Genomic DNA, 14,838 nt, shown 5'->3' with positions numbered 1-14,838 from the left:
ACCGAGGCACCGGCACGGCGTTCGCTTGCCGCACCATCGCCTTCGGGCGAAACTCCCGGATTATGTCAAAGGTCAAGCCGTCACCTCTGCTGCCCGATACGATCATCGGTGGCTACCGCATCGTTCGCAGGTTGTCGGCGGGCGGTTTCGGGGTGGTGTACCTGGCCATCGACCCCAGCGGCCAGCAGGTCGCGGTCAAGGAGTATCTCCCTTCTTCGCTCGCCACCCGCGGCCCCGGCGAACTCGCCCCGCAGGTGCCGGCCGAGAAGCTCTCGCTGTACCGCCTGGGCCTCAAGAGCTTCTTCGAGGAAGGCCGCTCGCTCGCGCAGATCTCGCATGCCTCGGTGGTCAGCGTGCTCAACTTCTTCCGCGAGAACGAGACCGTCTACATGGTCATGAACTACCTGGAGGGCGCGACCCTGCAGGACTTCGTGGTCACCGCGCGCGACCTCAAGCGGCAGAAGGTGTTCCGCGAATCGACCATCCGTTCGCTGTTCGACGAGATCCTGCGCGGCCTGCGCATCGTGCACCAGTACAAGATGCTGCACCTCGACATCAAGCCCGCCAACATCTTCGTCACCGACGACGACCGGGCCGTGCTGATCGACTTCGGCGCCGCGCGCGAAGTGCTCAGCAAGGAAGGCATCTTCATCCGCCCGATGTACACGCCCGGCTTCGCCGCGCCCGAGATGTACCGCCGCGATTCCTCGATGGGCCCCTGGACCGACATCTACGCGATCGGCGCCTGCATCTACGCCTGCATGCAGGGCTACCCGCCCAACGACGCGCCGCGCCGCATCGAGAAGGACCGCCTGAGCCTCTCGCTGTCGCGCCTGCGCGGCGTCTATTCCGACAACCTCATCGAGGTGGTCGAGTGGTGCATGTCGCTCGATCCGCTCTCGCGCCCGCAGTCCGTGTTCGCGCTGCAGAAGGAACTCAGCCGCGAGGGCGAGCGCCGCTACACCAAGCTCACGGTGAGCGAGAAGGTGCGCCTCTCCATCGACAACATCCGCTCCTTCGACAAGAAGAGCGCGCCCCGCGCGGCGGCACCGACGACCCGTCCGGCATGACGACGCAGCGCATCGCCTCCTCGATCCTTGCCCGCCTGGAGGCGCGGCCATGAAGTTCTCCGTCTTCCAGGTCAGCCGCAAGGGCGGCCGTCTCAAGAACGAAGACCGCATGGGCTACTGCTACACGCGCGAATCGGGCCTGTTCGTGCTGGCCGACGGCATGGGCGGCCATCCCGAGGGCGAGGTGGCCGCGCAGATCGCGCTGCAGACCGTGGCCGCGCTCTACCAGCGCGAGGCGCGCCCGATGGTGAAGGACCCCAAGGCCTTCCTCGCTGAATCGGCGATGGCCGCGCACCAGCAGATCATGCGCTACGCCAGCAGCAAGGCGATGCTCGACACGCCGCGCACCACCGTCGTTGCGGCCGTGCTGCAGGCCGGCATGGCCACCTGGATGCATTGCGGCGATTCGCGCCTGTACGTCGTGCGCGACGGCCGCCTGCTGGTGCGCACGCTCGACCATTCGCATGCCGAGCGCCCGCGCCACCGCGGCGTGTCCGAGTCCTCGCCCGCCAACCGCAACCTGCTGCTCACCTGTCTCGGCTCGCCCACCACGCCGCTGTTCGACGTGTCGGCCCCGCTCGCGCTGCAGCGCGGCGACCGCATCATGCTGTGCTCCGACGGCGTCTGGGGCGTGCTCGACGATGCGCTCATCGTGCACACCCTGTCGTCCGGCAAGCCGGTGTCCGATGCCGCGCCCGACCTCGCCGAGATGGCGCTGCGCAAGGGCGGCTCGCACAGCGACAACGTGACGCTGATCGCGCTCGAGTGGGAAATGCCCGACGCGCCCGGCGAGGAGCCCGGCATCTCCACCGACAGCATCAGCGACGGCGTGTTCGCCTCGACCATCCAGGCCGGCATGCTCGCCGACGACGAGATCGAGGACCTCGACGAGGACGCCATCGAGCGTTCCATCGCCGAGATCAACGAAGCCATCCGGCGTTCGGCGGCCCGCAAGACCTGAATCGTTCCGCGCCTTCCCGTTCGAGGGCGCGCCCGTGTTTTCCCTTCCTTTTTTCTTCATCAGACCATGACAGCTTTCACCCGTAGCGGCGGCCGCGCCGCCGACCAGTTGCGCCCCGTGCGCATCACGCGCGGCTTCACCATCCACGCCGAGGGCTCGGTGCTGATCGAGTTCGGCCAGACCCGCGTGCTGTGCACCGCCTCGGTCGAGGAGAAGGTGCCGCCGCACAAGAAGGGCAGCGGCGAAGGCTGGGTCACGGCCGAATACGGCATGCTGCCGCGCGCCACCCACACCCGCAGCAGCCGCGAGGCCGCCAAGGGCAAGCAGACCGGCCGCACGCAGGAAATCCAGCGCCTCATCGGCCGCTCGATGCGCGCCGTGTTCGACCTCGCCGCGCTCGGCGAACGCACCATCCACCTCGACTGCGACGTGCTGCAGGCCGACGGTGGCACTCGCACCGCCGCCATCACCGGCGCCTTCGTCGCCGCGCAGGATGCCGTCAGCAAGCTGATCGCCGCCGGCACGCTGGCCGCTTCGCCGATCAAGGGCCATGTCGCCGCCATCTCGGTGGGCATCGTCGGCGGCACGCCGCTGCTCGACCTCGAGTACACCGAGGACTCCGCCTGCGACACCGACATGAACGTCGTCATGACTGGCGCCGGCCACTTCGTCGAAGTGCAGGGCACCGCCGAGGGCGTGGCCTTCACGCGCGAGGAGATGAACCTGCTGCTGGGCCTGGCCGAAAAGGGCATCGGCGAACTCGTCGTCCTGCAGCAGCAGGCCCTGCAGTCGAAGTAGCAGCCATGAACCGCGGCCCGCAGAAGGCCGCCGCAGTTATTCCTTTCCACGTATGAAACTCGTCCTGGCTTCCAACAACGCCGGCAAACTGGCCGAACTGCAGCAGCTCTTCGCCGAACTCGACGTCACGCTCGTGCGGCAGTCGGAGCTCGGCGTGGGCGAGGCCGAGGAGCCGTTCCGCACCTTCGTCGAGAACGCGCTGACCAAGGCACGCCACGCCAGCGCCGCCACCGGCCTGCCCGCCATCGCCGACGACGCCGGCCTGTGCGTCGATGCCTTCGGCGGCCTGCCGGGCGTCGACACCGCCTACTACGCCACCCAGTTCGGCTACTCCAAGGGCGATGCCAACAACGTGAAAGCCCTGCTCGAGCAACTGGCCGGACAGGCCAACCGCCGCGCCGCGCTCGTCAGCACTCTGGTCGCGCTGCGCAGGCACGACGACCCCGAGCCGCTGATCGCGGTGGGCCGCGTCGCCGGCGAGATCGCACCGGCGCCGGTCGGCGACAACGGCTTCGGCTTCGACCCCGTGATGTACCTGCCCGCCTTCGGCAAGACCTTCGCCCAGCTCACGCCCGAGGTGAAGAACGCCCACAGCCACCGCGGTCAGGCCGCGCGCGCCATGCTGGCGCTGATGCGCGAGCGATGGCTGTGAGCGGTCCCTCGTCCGTGGTTCCCATCCAGCCCGCGGCGCCGGTCGGCGCGCCGCATGCCAACGACGTGCTGCACTGGATGCGCCCCGGCCCGCTGCAGCTGACGGCGCTGCCGCCGCTCACGTTGTACATCCACCTGCCGTGGTGCCTGCGCAAGTGCCCGTACTGCGACTTCAATTCCCACGAGTGGCGCGCCACGAGCCCCGCCGAGGCCGACGGCATGCCCGAGTCCGCGTACATCGACGCGCTCATTGCCGACCTCGATGCCGCGCTGCCGCTGATCTGGGGCCGCGGCGTGCACGCCATCTTCATCGGCGGCGGCACCCCGAGCCTGTTCTCGCCCCAGGCCATCGACCGCCTGCTGGGCGACGTGCGCGCGCGCTTGAAGCTCACGCCCGACTGCGAGATCACGCTCGAGGCCAACCCCGGCACCTTCGAGCGCGACCGCTTCCGCGCCTACCGCGCGGCCGGCGTCACCCGGCTGTCGCTGGGCGTGCAGAGCTTCAACGACGAACACCTGAAGGCGCTGGGCCGCGTGCACGACCGCGCCCAGGCGATCGCCGCCGCCGAGGAGGCCGCGGCCTCGTTCGACACCTTCAACCTCGACCTCATGTACGCGCTGCCGGGCCAGTCGCTCGAGCAGCTCGACGCCGACCTCACGCAGGCGCTCGCGCTCGCGCCGCCGCACCTGTCGGTCTACCACCTCACCATCGAGCCGAACACCTGGTTCGCCAAGTTCCCGCCGCAGCTGCCCGAGGACGACATCGCCTACGCCATGCTCGACCGCATCACCGAACGCACCGGCGCCATCGGCATGTCGCGCTACGAGGTCTCGGCCTATGCGCGGCCCGGCCATACCTGCGCGCACAACCTCAACTACTGGCAGTTCGGCGACTATCTCGGCATCGGCGCCGGTGCCCACAGCAAGCTCAGCTTCGCCCACCGCATCGTGCGCCAGGTGCGCTTTCGCGAGCCGCGCCTGTACATGGACAACGCCCGTGCCGGCACCGCCGTCGCGCAGAGCGACGAGGTCGCGCTGGCCGACCTGCCGTTCGAATTCATGCTGAACGCCATGCGCCTGAAGGCCGGCTTCACGCTGATGCAGTTCGGCGAGCGCACCGGCCTTGCCTTCACCGCGATCCAGCGCGGTCTGGAGGAGGCCGAGCGCAAGGGCCTCGTCGAACGCGACCTGAGCCGCGTGTGGCCCACCGAGCGCGGGCTCGATTTCCTCAGCGACCTGCAGACCCTGTTCCTGCCCGAGGACTGAGCACGGGCCGAGGTCGGCATAGAATCGCCGGCTCCGGAGAGTTGGGTGAGTGGTTTAAACCAGCAGTCTTGAAAACTGCCGACGGGCGACCGTCCGTGAGTTCGAATCTCACACTCTCCGCCAGCCATCGATGTCTCTCATCGGTGCTCGACCAATGGAAGCCTAACTTTGGCTCATGAGTTGGTTGATCACTTGCCCAGAAGCTAAGACCCGAGTGGAATCGGTTGTATGACACCTGCTACTGTGCTTCGTGCCAGGGTTCAGGGGCGACGAAGCTTTCTCAGCCATGAGTCCCACGATTCGAGCTTGATCGACGGGGTGAAGGAGCGTTCGTATTCGTTTCGCATGCGACTTTCGACGGCATCGTCCCGAGTCCGGCCACCAATGACGATATAGCGCACGTTCACGTCCTTGTTCGGATCGACCTCCAGCGGAGTGCGAGGCCCGAGTAGGGCGTTGTGGATTGACGTGCCTGCCTCTGCTTTCTTGCGGATAGCGTGGACGTGCTGCCTAAAGGGCTCGTAGTTTCGGACAAACGCGCCGAGCCGGGTTCGGATCTGGTAAGCGCCCTCTTCGATCTTGCTGGCGAACTTTCCATACGAGCCGCCGTTCGCGAGGTGAAAGTCAGCGCCCTTGATCTCTACAAATATCACGTCCATTCGAGAGCGGCCTGTAAAGATGGCGAAATCTACGAAGCCGTCTTCCAGCGGAAACTCGGAGAATGCAATGTATTCCTCATCAGGAGCATAGATCTCGCCAAAGATCGATAGATCGGTCTTCAAAAGCCGCTGCAACTCGCGTTCGCCAGCACCCGCCTCGACGATGGACGCCAAACCGGCCTTCGAGATTTTTCGCTCATCGATGTTCAGCCTCTTAAGCGTAACGGATCGAGGCTCGGAAATTGGGGAGTCGATGAATGGATCGATTTGATTACGGATGCGCTCGATCAAAGTCATGAGGCGCGAATTGTTTCGAGTTTCGGAATTGAGTTCATCCGCTGAGCAGCCCAGCATCGATATTGCTTGACCGATGGGGACCGTTGCCCAAGACGGAGAGCCGTTCGCCGAAAAGGTGACGACGTCGAGACTCGGCCCCGAGCTGTGCTCATAGTGTTCGATCACCGAGGCATTGGCGTCAACCAAACCTACTTCGACCGCAGTTCGATGGATCATTTCGATCGCGTTGGTTACGGACTTACCGGTGTTGAGATCTCCCAGATCCGTCAATAGCAAAGCGATACCGCTTGTTGGAGCGAACACCCGTACGCGGCAAATTCCGTCGCGACGTGATGCTTGGCCTATGGGGAATCTAAGAATTGTGTCAACGATTTTCATGAATTGGCGGTAATCGCAATATCGAGAAAATCTTTATTTTGCCAGCTGTCGCAAAAATCTTAGGGATGAGGCTCGGCTATCGACATCTGTGAAACGCGATCTGAGGGGCAACGACTGCAGCCACAGCCAGCACGTCAGCGGGATCATTAAGGGCTAGCCGGCTTCGCCCCACGGCTATGTGAGGAGTCATATCTCAGTTTTCCGGCCCAACTAAGGCTGGAACTTGGCCCTGCTTGGCCTCTGCGCCGGCTCGATGTCTAAGAGGTGGTTGATATCCATCTTGCTGCTCATCCGCCGGGTGCAAGCTGCCTATGCAGTAAGCGAAGTTGCGCAGCAGGCCGGTGCAGCAGTCTTCACTCACGATGGACAAGTCCGAACGCAGACCCTACCGCCCCGCCCCATACCCCCGAACCATCACCCGCGTCCCGCTCCCCGCCTCGAACTGCTGCCAGGCCAGCACCGCATTCCCCAGCTCGTTCATCCCCAGATCCGGCGCAGCCGCCGCCTCATCCGTGCTCTCCTGCAGCGCAGGCGCTCCCCAGCCCCCACCCAGGGCATGTCGTGCCGCGTAGAGGTCCGCCGTCCCCAGGTCATTCGCCTGCGCCCACGCTGCGAACGCATTGCTCGCATCGTCGATCCCCAACGCAGGCAGGCTGCTCAAAGCCCGTGAGGCCGCCGCCCGCACCACGCTCCCCGCACCGAACGCAGCACCCTGCGCAGCCGCCGAAGCCATGAGCGCATTGTCGAGCCGCCCCCAGCTCAGCACCGCCGCACCGGCCGCGTTCATGCGCAGCACGGGCGTGCTGAGAAAGGCCTGCGTCGACGTGAACGGCGCACCCACGCGCGCGGTGCCGCTTTGCCAGGCGCCCGCCGAGAAGCGCTTGAACCACACCGCGCTCTCCCATTGATTGCTGCCGCCGGGCAGGTCGGCCTGGCCCCAGGCCAGCAGCGCGTTGCCGCCTGCGTCGATCGTGAGGTCATGCGCACCGATCGACTGCGCGGTGCCCGCATCCGGCACGAGCTCGGCCGCCGTGCCCCAGGTCCCGCTCGCGTTGGCGCGGTTGGTCCATAGCGAGGCGCTGCTGCCGGTGGAGCGCTTCCAGACGGCCAGCGATTCGCCCGAGCCCGCCACCACCACCGCGGGATCGCCGTTCACGACACCCACGGTCTCGTCGGTCTCGATCAGCGCAGCCGTGCCCCAGCCACCGGCCTGCGTGAAGCGGTTGGCGTAGATGCTGAAGCGCGTGGCCGGGCCGATCTGCGACCAGACCGCCACGGCGTTGCCATGGGCGTCGACGCCGACGCTCGCGTTGCCGACGGTGCCGCTGCCGGTCTCCAGCAGCGCGGGGCTGCCCCAGCCGGCGGCGAGATCGACCGGCAGCGCCCACAGGTCGTGGCCGGTCGCAGAGCTCAGTTGGGTCCACAGCACGACGGCGCGGCCGCTGGGCTTGTCGATGGTGACGCGGATGTCGCGCACCGATCCCGCGTTGGCCTCCAGGCGCTGCGGCGCGGTCCAGCCGCTGCCGGGCAGGTAGCGGCTGCCCCAGAGGCGGTCCGCCTGCGGGTTGCCCTCGATCTGGCGCCACACGACCAGCGCGCGGCCCTGCGCATCGATCGCGACCTTGGGCAGGCTGGCGCCGGCGGCCGAGAGCGCGATCGCATCGCTCCAGCCCGCGGTGGGCGGCGCGGCGACGAAGGCGGCGCTGACGCTGCGTGCGGCGTCCATGCGCACGCGGCAGGTGCTGGCATTGCCGCTGCAGGCGCCGCTCCAGCCGCCGAGGACCTGGCCCGCGGCCGGGGAAGCGCTGAGGAGCACCTCGGTGCCGGTATCGAACTCGGCTGCGCAGCGGTCGGTGCAGTCGATGCCCGCGGGTTGCGATGCGACACGGCCCCCGCCGGTGATGCCGACCTCGAGGGTGTGGCGCACGACGATCGGCGCGGGTGGGGGCGGCACGATGCCGAGAGGCGGCAACGCGCCGCCGCCCGAGCCTCCGCCTCCGCAGGCCGCCAGCAGGGCCAGGGCCCCCGCGCACACGATCCATCGTCCATAGCCGCTCGTCTTCGTCATCTCGCAGTCCTCGCTCGTAAAGAGGGGCGGATCGTAGGGACGGGACCGGCCCTCGCCCATAGCACCTTCGGGCACCTGCCCGAAGGTGCTGTTGGCCCGTGCGCCGCGCGCCTGTAGGCTGCCGGCATGGACAATGCGGCCCACGAGGAGAGGGCGCGGGCGGATCCCGCCCCGAGGATCACGGCACCATGAAACTCCTGCTCGTCGACGATCACCCGCTCTTCGGCATCGGCTTTGCGCATGCGCTGACGCACGCCCGTCCCGACTTCGAGGTGCAGACGGCGCTGTCGCTGGCGCAGGGCGTGGAATGCGCCGCCCAATGCGCGCCCGACATCGTGCTGATCGACTACCGCCTGGGCGGCGAGGACGGACTCGAAGGCCTGCGCCTGTTCGGCGCCCGGCATCCGCTGGTGTCGCGCCTGATGATCTCGGGCGACGAGGAACCGGTGCTCGCGGCGCGCGCACGCGCGGCGGGCGCGGCCGGCTTCATCGGCAAGTCGCAACCGGTGGCGCGCATCGCGCGCGCGCTCGACGAGGTGGCCGCGGGCGGCGAGTCCTTCGACCTGCTGCAGGCGCAGGCGGGCCTGCCGGCCGCGAGCCTGACACCGCGCCAGCTCGAGGTGCTGCTGCTGGTGGCGCAAGGGCGGCAGAACAAGCAGATCGCGGCCGAGCTCGAGATCGCGGAGCGCACGGTCAAGCTGCACATCACGGCGCTGCTCGACACCATGGATGCGCGCAACCGCACGCACCTGCTGGTGCAGGCGCGCCGCGCCGGCCTGCTGCTGGAGCAGCGGTGAAGCCCGCGCTCGGCGCACGCCTGGCCTTCTCGGACCTCCAGCTGCAGCAGCTGGAGCAGATGATCCGCTCCACGGTCTGGTCGTGGCTGCTGGCGGCGGTGGGCGGGCTGCTGTGCTACCTCGAGTACGCGGCGGGGCTCGACGGCGCGCGCGTGCAGGCCTGGTTCGTCGTCTACTGCGGCATCGTCGCGGTGCGGCTGGGCCTCTGGGTCGCCTGGGCGCTGCGGCCCGGCATGCGCGCGAACCCGCAGGCCATGGTGCTGCCGATCATGGCCAGCAACCAGGTGCTGGCGCTGTCCTGGGGCGTGCTCAGCGTGCTGCTGCGCCACGAGGGGCCGGCGCAGGCCGAGGCCATCCTTCACATCGCGATGGTCACGGTGGCGCTGGGCGGCGCAATCCGGCTCTCGACGATGGGGCGCGCGGCCATCGCCTACGTGGTGCTGATCCTCGGGCCGCTGGTGCTGCGCGACATCTGGTTCGGCGGCAGCTACCACCTGGCGATGGCGCTGATCGTGACGCTGATCGGGGTCTACACGCTGCTGAGTTCCAGGGAGCTGTCGTCCGCGCTGCACGAGATCCAGGCGCAGCGCCGGCGCAATGCGGAGCTGGTGATCGCGCTGCGCGCCGAGAACGAGCGCAGCAGCGCGGCGCGGCGCACGGCCGAGGAAGCGGTCGCCGCGCGCATGCGCTTCTTCGCCTCGGCCAACCACGACCTGCGCCAGCCGCTCAATGCGATGGCGCTGCTCGCGCAGACGGTGCACACGGTGAGCACCGAGCGCGCGGTCAAGGAGATGTCGGAGCAACTGGTGGCTTGCGCCGATGGCATGACCGATGTGGTGGACGACCTGCTCGACATCACGCGCGCCGATGCCGGCTCGGCCAGCCCGCAATGGGCGCCGCTGGCCATCGACGAACTGGTGCGCGAATGCTGCCGCCCGCACCAGGCGATGGCCGCGGCCAAGGGCCTGCGTTTCGAGACGGCGATCGAGCCCTGCATGGTGCACAGCGACCGTGCCCTGCTTGCGCGCGTACTCACCAACCTGCTGGCGAATGCCATCCGCTACACGCACGCGGGCCAGGTGCGCGTCGACGGCCGCATCGACGACGGCCGGCTGCGGCTGCGCATCGAGGACACGGGCATCGGCATCGCCGCCGAGCACCTGCCGCAGATCTTCGACGAGTTCTACCAGGCTGGAAATCCCGCGCGCGACCGGCGGCTGGGCTATGGCCTGGGCCTGGCCACGGTGAAGCGATTGAGCGACCTGCTCGATCTTCGCGTGGCCGTTCGTTCCTCGGCCGGGCAGGGCAGCGTGTTCGAACTGCATCTGCCGCTGGTCGATGCCGGAGCGAGCGACGGCACGGGTGACGCAGGGCGGCCCCTGCCAGCGTCGCCGACCGCCTTGGCGGCTCGCGTGCTCGTGGTCGACGACGATCGCGATTCGCTGCAGGCCCTGCGCGGGCTGCTCGTGTCGTGGGGCATGGACGTGCGCTCCGCGAGCGGCATCGCGGACGCGCAGGAGGTGCTGCAGGCGGGCTTCCGCCCGAACGCGCTGGTGGTGGACCTGCGCCTGGGCTCGCAGGCCGGCGGCATCCAGGCCATCGAGGCATTGCGTTCGTCGCTGAACGATGCGGCACTGCCCGCGCTGATCGTCACCGGCGACGTGGGCGGCGACTACCTGAGCGCGGCGCAGGCGGCGGGCCTGCCGGTCATCGTCAAGCCGGTGCGACCCTCGCAGCTTCGCGCCTTCCTCGGCCATGCGCAGGCCGTGCGCGATCCGGTGTAGGGCGCCCGGCGTACTCGCGCCGACGCTGTAAGGCCGCCTTCTTACACGCGCACCATCGCGCGGCCGCAAAGCGGCGCAAGCTCGTTGGATCAGGCAAGAAAACGCGTGAAACGCGCCATCGATCCCACGGGCCGTTCCCAAGAATGGTGCTTCGCCTCACCGGCGTCCTCGCGCGACGAGCCCCCCACGGGACCCAACAACATCCCTTCTCCTACTGCGAACCCCGGTGGCTCGCGCTATCAGAGTGTTCCCACGCGCACCCGACCCTCGAACAACAGGAGTCCCCCCATGGAAAGCCCCACGACATCGCCTACGACGTCAATCACCCGGCGCGACGCGCTCATCGCGACCGCCGCCACCGCCGCCGCGGTCTCGTCTCATTTGCCCGCCGCGGCCGCGCCGGCCGCGGCATCACCACCGCCCACGAACATGCCTCCCACCAGACTCTCGCTGCAGGTCAACGGCCAATCGCATGCGCTCGAGCTCGACACGCGCACGACCCTGCTCGACGCACTGCGCGAACACCTGCACCTGACCGGCACCAAGAAGGGCTGCGACCATGGCCAGTGCGGCGCCTGCACCGTGCTGCTCGACGGGCGCCGCATCAATTCCTGCCTCACGCTCGCGGTCATGCACGAGGGCGCCCAGGTCACGACCATCGAAGGACTGGGCACGCCGCAGGCCATGCATCCGCTGCAGGCGGCCTTCGTCAAGCACGACGGCTACCAGTGCGGCTACTGCACGCCGGGCCAGATCTGTTCGGCGGTCGGCGCTATCGACGAGGTGCGCCGCGGCGTGCCCAGCCACGTGAGCGCCGATCTCACGGCGCGGCCGCTGCTGTCGGCCGACGAACTGCGCGAGCGCATGAGCGGCAACATCTGTCGATGCGGCGCCTACTCGAACATCGTCGATGCCATCACCGAGGTGGCCGGGAGCCGCGCATGAAGCCCTTCACCTATGAACGCGCGCAGACGCCCGCGCAGGCCGCGGCGGCCGTGGCCGGCCATCCCGGCGCCAAGTTCATCGCGGGCGGCACCAACCTGCTCGACCTGATGAAGCTGCAGATCGAGGCGCCGGTGCACCTGGTCGACGTGAACCCGCTGAAGCTCGACCGCATCGAGGCGACCACCGACGGCGGCCTGCGCATCGGCGCGCTGGTGCGCAACACCGACCTGGCCGCCGACGAGCGCGTGCGCCGCGATTACGGCGTGCTGTCGCGCGCGCTGCTGGCCGGCGCCTCGGGCCAGTTGCGCAACAAGGCGACCACGGCCGGCAACCTGCTGCAGCGCACGCGCTGTCCCTACTTCTACGACACCGACCAGCCCTGCAACAAGCGCCGCCCCGGCAGCGGCTGCAGCGCGATCGGCGGCGTGACGCGGCAACTCGCGGTGATCGGCGCCAGCCAGGCCTGCATCGCGACCCATCCGAGCGACATGGCGGTGGCGATGCGCGTGCTCGACGTGGCCGTCGAGACCGTAAAGCCCGACGGGCGCATGCGCGTGATTCCGATCGCCGACTTCCACCGGCTGCCCGGCGACACGCCGCACATCGAGACCGCGCTCGAGCGCGACGAGCTGATCACCGGCGTGACCTTGCCGCGGCCCGTGGGCGGCACGCAGGTCTACCGCAAGGTGCGCGACCGCGCCTCCTACGCCTTCGCGCTGGTGTCGGTGGCGGCCATCGTGCAGCGCGATGGCACCGGGCGCGTGGCGCTCGGCGGCGTGGCGCACAAGCCGTGGCGCATCGAGGCTGCCGAGGCCGCGATGCCGCAGGGCGCGCGCGCGGTGAGCGCACGGCTGCTGGCCGATGCGCAGCCGACCCACGAGAACGCATTCAAGTTGCCATTGGCCGAACGCGCGCTCGCGGCGGCCCTGGTGCAGGCGAGGAGCTGAACATCATGAAATTCGACACCCCCGCGACCACCAACGCGATCGACCAGCTCAAGGTCATCGGCCGCCCGACCGACCGCATCGACGGCCCGGTCAAGACCACCGGCAGCGCGCGCTATGCCTACGAACGCCATGCCGAAGTGCCGGGCGCGGCCTACGGCTACGTGATCGGCGCCGGCATCGCCAAGGGCCGCATCGCCTCGATGGACCTGCGCGCGGCGCAGGCCGCGCCGGGCGTGCTGGCGATCGTCACCGCGCGCAATGCCGGCAAGCTGGGCAAGGGCGACTTCAACACCGCCAAGCTGCTGGCCGGGCCCGAAATCGACCACTACCACCAGGCGGTGGCCGTGGTGGTGGCCCAGAGCTTCGAGCAGGCGCGCGCCGCGGCGCAACTGGTGCGCATCGAGTACACGCGCGCGGCCGGCCGCTTCGACCTCGCGGCCGAGATGGCGTCGGCCAAGCCGCCGAAGGCCAGCCCCATGTCGGGCGAGCCGGAGACGAGGGTCGGCGATTTCGCGGGCGCCTTCGCCGCGGCGCCGGTGCAGCTCGACGCGACCTACAGCACGCCCGACGAGTCGCACGCGATGATGGAGCCGCATGCCTCCATCGCGCAGTGGCAGGGCGACCGGCTCACGATCTGGACCGCCAACCAGATGATCGCCTGGGGCGTCGGCGACGTTGCCAAGACGCTGGGCATCCCGAAGGAGAACGTGCGCCTGGTCTCGCCCTTCATCGGCGGCGGCTTCGGCGGCAAGCTGTTCGTGCGCGCCGATGCGCTGCTCGCCGCGCTGGGCGCACGTGCCGCGCGCCGGCCCGTGAAGGTGGCGCTGACGCGGCCGCTGATGATCAACAACACCACGCACCGGCCCGCGACCGTGCAGCGCATCCGCATCGGCGCCGCGCGCGACGGCCGCATCACGGCCATCGCGCACGAAGGGTGGTCGGGCGACCTCGAGGGCGGCCAGCCCGAGACGGCGGTCAACCAGACCCGGCTGCTGTATGCCGGCGCGAACCGGTTCACGGCCACGCGGCTCGCGGTGCTCGACCTGCCCGAGGGCAACGCGATGCGCGCGCCCGGCGAGGCGCCGGGCCTGATGGCGCTAGAGGTCGCGATGGACGAGATGGCCGAGAAGCTGGCGCTCGATCCGATCGCGTTCCGCGTGCTCAACGACACCCAGGTCGATCCCGAGAAGCCCGAGCGCCCGTACTCGCAGCGCAGCCTCATCGAATGCCTGCGCACCGGCGCCGAGCGCTTCGGCTGGAACCGGCGCAACGCGTCGCCGGGCCAACAGCGCGACGGCCGCTGGCTCGTGGGCATGGGCGTGGCCGCGGCCTTCCGCAACAACCTGCTCACGAAGTCGGCCGCGCGCGTGCGGCTCGACAACCGCGGCGTTGTCACGGTGGAGACCGACATGACCGACATCGGCACCGGCTCGTACACCATCATTGCGCAGACCGCCGCCGAGACCATGGGGCTGCCGCTCGACAAGGTGCAGGTGCGGCTCGGCGATTCGGCCTACCCGGCCTCGGCCGGCTCGGGCGGGCAGTGGGGCGCGAACAACTCGACCTCTGGCGTGTTCGCGGCCTGCATGAAGCTGCGCGAGGCGGTGGCGGGCAAGCTGGGCTTCGCGGTCGCCGATGCGAGCTTTGCCGACGGCATGGTGCGCGCCGGCGAACGCACGGTGCCGCTGGCCGAGGCCGCGGGCGCCGAGGGCCTGTCGGCCGAGGACGGCATCGAGTACGGCGACCTCGACAAGAAGTACCAGCAGTCGACCTTCGGCGCGCACTTCGTCGAGGTCGGCGTCGATGCCGTCACCGGCGAGATCCGCGTGCGGCGCATGCTCGCGGTCTGCGCCGCGGGCCGCATCCTCAACCCCAAGGCCGCGCGCAGCCAGGTGATCGGCGCCATGACCATGGGTGTGGGCGGCGCGCTGATGGAGGAGCTGGCGGTCGACAAGCGGCATGGCTTCTTCGTCAACCACGACCTTGCGGGCTACGAGGTGCCGGTGCATGCCGACATCCCGCACCAGGACGTGGTGTTTCTCGACGAGACCGATCCGATCTCCTCGCCGATGAAGGCCAAGGGCGTGGGCGAGCTCGGCATGTGCGGCGTCGCGGCCGCGGTCGCCAACGCGGTCTACAACGCGACCGGCGTCCGCGTGCGCAGCTATCCGATCACGCTCGACAAGCTGCTCGACCGGTTGCCGCCGGTGGCTTGAG

12 protein-coding genes and 1 tRNA gene are annotated in these 14,838 nt (G+C 69.0%); 11 read left to right on the top strand and 2 right to left on the bottom strand.

The features are described from left to right. The first annotated feature begins 62 nt into the window (after positions 1-62). The 6 genes from AC07PU_RS33535 to AC07PU_RS33510 all read left to right on the top strand — a co-directional run bounded on the left by AC07PU_RS33535 (position 63) and on the right by AC07PU_RS33510 (position 4,869). Complete coding sequence (locus AC07PU_RS33535; protein ID WP_495322573.1) at positions 63-1,070, top strand: serine/threonine protein kinase; 1,008 nt, start codon at positions 63-65, stop codon at positions 1,068-1,070. Between the two features lie 49 nt (positions 1,071-1,119). Next, positions 1,120-2,031 (top strand): PP2C family protein-serine/threonine phosphatase, encoded by a 912-nt coding sequence (locus tag AC07PU_RS33530; protein ID WP_093341139.1) that lies wholly within the window; start codon positions 1,120-1,122, stop codon positions 2,029-2,031. Positions 2,032-2,097: 66 nt separating this feature from the next. Further along, the gene (rph, locus tag AC07PU_RS33525) at positions 2,098-2,829 is read left to right on the top strand and encodes a ribonuclease PH (protein ID WP_057595162.1); all 732 of its coding nucleotides are present in this window, start codon (positions 2,098-2,100) and stop codon (positions 2,827-2,829) included. Positions 2,830-2,881: 52 nt separating this feature from the next. Further along, positions 2,882-3,481 carry an RdgB/HAM1 family non-canonical purine NTP pyrophosphatase gene (rdgB, locus tag AC07PU_RS33520; protein ID WP_495322572.1) on the top strand — a complete coding sequence of 200 codons (600 nt, stop codon included), beginning with the start codon at positions 2,882-2,884 and terminating at the stop codon, positions 3,479-3,481. Next, complete coding sequence (hemW, locus tag AC07PU_RS33515) at positions 3,472-4,746, top strand: radical SAM family heme chaperone HemW (RefSeq protein WP_495322571.1); 1,275 nt, start codon at positions 3,472-3,474, stop codon at positions 4,744-4,746. Before rdgB ends, hemW begins: the two co-directional genes overlap by 10 nt. Before the next feature lie 35 nt (positions 4,747-4,781). Beyond that, positions 4,782-4,869: transfer RNA gene (locus AC07PU_RS33510), tRNA-Ser, on the top strand. A 137-nt stretch (positions 4,870-5,006) separates the two neighbouring features. On the opposite strand, the gene AC07PU_RS33505 is transcribed toward AC07PU_RS33510, so the two are convergent. Together AC07PU_RS33505 and AC07PU_RS33500 are read right to left on the bottom strand one after the other, a co-directional pair. Then, the gene (locus tag AC07PU_RS33505) at positions 5,007-6,080 is read right to left on the bottom strand and encodes a Shedu immune nuclease family protein (protein ID WP_495322570.1); all 1,074 of its coding nucleotides are present in this window, start codon (positions 6,078-6,080) and stop codon (positions 5,007-5,009) included. Between the two features lie 385 nt (positions 6,081-6,465). Beyond that, positions 6,466-8,148, bottom strand: a complete 1,683-nt coding sequence (locus tag AC07PU_RS33500; protein ID WP_495322569.1) for an InlB B-repeat-containing protein — start codon at positions 8,146-8,148, stop codon at positions 6,466-6,468. A 188-nt stretch (positions 8,149-8,336) separates the two neighbouring features. Between AC07PU_RS33500 and AC07PU_RS33495 the strand changes: the two genes are divergently transcribed. From AC07PU_RS33495 to paoC, 5 genes are all read left to right on the top strand, one after another. Next, entirely contained in the window at positions 8,337-8,945 is a 609-nt protein-coding gene (locus AC07PU_RS33495; RefSeq protein ID WP_495322568.1) for a response regulator transcription factor, read from the top strand. Continuing rightward, positions 8,942-10,729: a sensor histidine kinase gene (locus AC07PU_RS33490; RefSeq protein ID WP_495322567.1), complete on the top strand. Its 1,788-nt coding sequence runs from the start codon at positions 8,942-8,944 to the stop codon at positions 10,727-10,729. Before AC07PU_RS33495 ends, AC07PU_RS33490 begins: the two co-directional genes overlap by 4 nt. Before the next feature lie 288 nt (positions 10,730-11,017). Beyond that, a complete protein-coding gene (gene paoA, locus AC07PU_RS33485) occupies positions 11,018-11,674 on the top strand; it encodes an aldehyde dehydrogenase iron-sulfur subunit PaoA (RefSeq protein ID WP_495322566.1) in 657 nt (218 codons plus the stop codon). Further along, entirely contained in the window at positions 11,671-12,621 is a 951-nt protein-coding gene (locus AC07PU_RS33480) for an FAD binding domain-containing protein (RefSeq protein ID WP_495322564.1), read from the top strand. Before paoA ends, AC07PU_RS33480 begins: the two co-directional genes overlap by 4 nt. Before the next feature lie 5 nt (positions 12,622-12,626). After that, positions 12,627-14,837 carry an aldehyde oxidoreductase molybdenum-binding subunit PaoC gene (gene paoC / locus AC07PU_RS33475; protein WP_495322563.1) on the top strand — a complete coding sequence of 737 codons (2,211 nt, stop codon included), beginning with the start codon at positions 12,627-12,629 and terminating at the stop codon, positions 14,835-14,837. Position 14,838 lies beyond the last annotated feature (1 nt).

Source organism: Variovorax sp. GW821-FHT10D07 (genome assembly GCF_059415325.1).
The sequence above is the reverse complement of the archived record's forward strand: the minus strand, read 5'-3'. Positions and strand labels throughout refer to the sequence as shown.